The sequence below is a fragment of the Allobosea sp. P1_A7 genome (assembly GCF_056406775.1).
Map to the genome: position 1 here is coordinate 1 of NZ_JBFTZN010000459.1, position 2,835 is coordinate 2,835.

General features: G+C 62.0%; 2 protein-coding genes. Both read left to right on the top strand.

What is annotated here, in order from left to right:
- Positions 1-930, top strand: a 930-nt coding sequence (locus tag AC1D34_RS36190; protein ID WP_476826863.1) for a TolC family protein, incomplete at its 5' end; no start/stop codon positions are given.
- Positions 931-1,058: 128 nt separating this feature from the next.
- A partial coding sequence (locus AC1D34_RS36195; RefSeq protein ID WP_476826864.1) for an ABC transporter transmembrane domain-containing protein occupies positions 1,059-2,835 on the top strand: 1,777 nt, incomplete at its 3' end.

Below are 2,835 nucleotides of genomic sequence, written 5' to 3' on the forward strand. Positions count from 1 at the left end.
CTGCAGGATACGGTACAGCGTATTCGCGGCAATGTGAGCAGCGGCTCCTTGACCGATGCTGATTTGAAGCAGGGAGAGGAGCGGGTGATAGCGGCTCGCGCTCGGGTTATCGAGGCTAAGCAGGCCCTCAACGAAGCGAAGGTGCGCCTGCAGCGCCTTGTCGGAAAGACTTTCACGCGCGGCGCCATGCCACCATCGATGACGCCGCGGCTGCCCAAGTCGATCGAAAGCGGGTTAGCGCTTGCGGTCCGCAACAATCCACGTATCCAGATCGCGACTGCCGACATCGACGCTGCACATGCCCTAGTGAAGAAGGCGCGCGGCAAGATGATGCCGGAAGTTTTCCTCGAGGGCCGGGCTCGTGGCGGGCAGGACATTGACGGCGTCTCCGGCCGGACGACCGATCTTCAGGCACGCGCGGTCATGCGCATGAATCTCTACAATGGCGGCATCGACCAGGCCGCGATCCAGGAGCAGACCCGGCGCGTGGCCGAGGCTCAGCATAACCGCGATCAGACCCTGCGCGAGGTTCGCGAGGCTGTGAAACTGTCGTTCGAGCGGCGTCAACGCCAGACCGAACTGTCGGGGGTGTTCGGTCAGCAGGCGAGCGTGAGCGATCGGCTCGTCGCTGCCTATTCGGATCAGTTCCAGGTGGGGCGCCGCTCGCTGCTCGATCTTCTTGATGCACAGAATACGCGATACAATGCGAAGGTTCTCCACGAGACCGCGCAGATGGCGGCGCGCTTTTCAGAATACCGCATTCTGGCGTCGACCGGGCAACTGGTTTCGGCCTTCGGGCTCCGCGCGCCGAAGCAGGCGGAGGCCTATGCGCGCTCGGAAGCCGCTATTCCCGCCACCGCCGATGCGGAAACCCTTCCGCGTTATTCGCCCAACAAGGGACGTCTGATCGTTCCGCCTCCGGCGCTCTAGGCCGGTCCGAAAGGCGCGTTGCCATGCACGGCATTCAAGCGCCATTTGAGGGGGGCGCAAAGGCTCCTTCCCCGTCGCGGGCCCCGTCGGATGAGCGCGGGGATCCGCTGCTGGCGTGCCTGGTCCAGGTGGCAGCGCATTTCGAGCGGCCGACCGCCACAACCGTTCTGACGGCAGGGCTTCCGATTGGAGAAGAAGGCCTGTCGCCGGAGCATCTCGTCCGCGCGGCCGAGCGCATCGGGCTTCGCGCTGACTGGGTACGTTTCGACGTGCGAGCCCCTATCGAAACAGACTTTCCCGCGGTCGCCTGGCTCAAGCAGGATGTGCCCGTCCTCATCGTATCGGTGGACGAGAATTCGCAGGTGCGCATCTATTCACCCGTCGTGGGCTCGTTTTCGACCGTTTCGGTCGAGGCGCTGACGCCAATCGATGGCGGCGATATCCTGCGCTTCTCTCCTTATCTGGCCGGAGCCGATCCAAACAGCGAGACGCCGCTCGATGTCGACTCCAACTGGCTGTTGGCGGCGCTGCGCCCGCACTGGCGAAGCTATGTCGAGGTGCTTTTCGCCTCGGGCTTCGTCAACCTGCTAGCGCTCGTCGGTCCGCTCTTCACGATGAACGTCTACGACCGGGYGCTGCCGAACAAGGCGATCTCGACCTTGTGGGTCCTGGCAATCGGCGCCGCGATTGCGCTGATGTTCGACGTGCTGCTGCGTTCCGCGCGCGCTTTCCTAGTCGATCATATGGCGCGCCAACTCGATATCCGGATCTCGAGCCTCCTCATCGAGAGGGTCATGAACACGACCCTGCAGGCGAATACGCCGACTACTGGCATCACGGTGCAGCGCCTTTCGGAATATGAGTTTCTGCGGGAGTTCATCGGTTCCAACACCATCATCTACTTTGTCGACTTCGTCTTTGCCTTCGTTTTTCTGACTGTAATCCTCGCAGTCAGCCCGTATCTGGTGATCTTCCCGGTCATTGCGATCGCAGGACTCATACTGCTAGGCTTCATTTTGCAGCGTTTGATCGCTGGCGAAATCGGACGTGCGGACAAGTCGAGCGCGCATCGACAATCACTAATGGTCGAGATCGTCGCAGGCTTGGAGACGATCAAGGCGGTTCGAGCCGAGGGGATCTTCCTGCGTCGCTGGCGGGATATCACCACTGTCGCGACGAATACAACGCATCGGATCAAGAGCTACTCGGCCTTCGCGGCCAATCTGTCGTATCTGCTCCAGAACATGGTGCCGATCGCCACGATCGTGGTCGGGGCCTATCTCTTCGATCTAAACATGATCACGACCGGCGGGATCATCGCTGCAGCGATGCTCGGCAGTCGTGCGGTTGCGCCGCTGGGCCAGATTGCCTTGATGCTGTCCCGCGTTCGCCAGGCGGTCAGCGCCTATCACAGCCTCAGCGCCATCATGAAACTGCCTGACGAGCGAAGCGACAAGCGGATGCTCGTCGCGCGGCCGGTGGAGCGCGGTGATGTCGAGTTTCGCGGTGCAAGCTTCACATATGCGGGGCAGACACGCCCGGTCCTCAACGGATTCAGTATCAAGATCAGTCCGGGCGAGCGGGTTGCCATTCTCGGCCGCATTGGCGCCGGAAAGACCACGATTGGCCGACTTCTCGGGCGCCTTTACGAGCTCGATGCCGGCGAATTGCTGATTGATGGTGTCGATATCCGCCAATATCACCCCCAGGAGATCCGTGCGGCGGTCAATGTCGTGGCGCATGATACGCACGTCTTCAACGGTAGCTTGCGGCAGAACTTGCGGCTTTCGAAGCCTGACGCGACCGATGCAGAGTTGCTGGCGGTCGCCAGGCTGTCGGGACTGGCGGATTTCGTTCAGTCACACCCTGCGGGCTTCGAGCGTCAGGCCGGGGAGCGGGGACAGC